Genomic DNA, 713 nt, shown 5'->3' on the forward strand with positions numbered 1-713 from the left:
CCCAAGCCGGCCTGCACGCTGATCCCGGTGCCGCGGCTGGCGCTCGACGGGATGTTGTTCGAGGTGGAAGCGCTGGCCGTGGCGGATGCGTCCAACGTATCCGCCAAGGCCAGCGCGACCTAGCCCGTGGCGCGTTCAGGCCGCCAGTTTGGGCGGCTGGGGCTGCCGGGCCGGCCCAGCCTGTGTTTCCCCGAAATGCGGATGGCGCGCGAACAGCTCGGCTGCCCAGTTGACGAAGACGCGCACCTTGGCCGACAGGTGGCGGTTCTGCGGATACATGGCGGCGATCGGCAGCGAGTCGGTGGGCCAGTCGGCGAGCACCTCCACCAGCCGGCCGCTTTCCACATACGGCAGCGCCATCACGCGCGAGATGCGCGCAATCCCGTGGCCTTCCAGCGCGCAGGCCAGGTAGACGTCGGCGTCGTTGGTGGAAATGGCCGAGGGCAGCAGCATTTCCGTGCGTTGCTCGCCCGCTCCCATCGGCCACGGCATCTCGCGGCCGGTGCGATTGGACAGGTAATTCACGGCCTTGTGCTGCACCAGGTCGCTGGGCTGGGTGGGCGTGCCGTGGCTCTTGAGATAAAGCGGCGAGGCGTAGAAGCCCAGCCGGAGTTGCCCGATGCGGCGCGCCACCATGGTGTCGTCCACCGGATCGCCCACGCGCAGCACCACGTCCACGCCCTCCTTGAGCAGGTCGATGGGTTTGCCGTTGA

1 protein-coding gene is annotated in these 713 nt (G+C 68.6%); it reads right to left on the reverse strand.

The window, feature by feature from the left end; all coding sequences use genetic code 11:
• Positions 1 to 135: 135 nt before the first annotated feature.
• A partial coding sequence (locus tag AC1DKD_RS41765) for a LysR substrate-binding domain-containing protein (protein ID WP_477144799.1) occupies positions 136 to 713 on the reverse strand: 578 nt, incomplete at its 5' end.

Source organism: Cupriavidus sp. 05T313, from assembly GCF_056396665.1.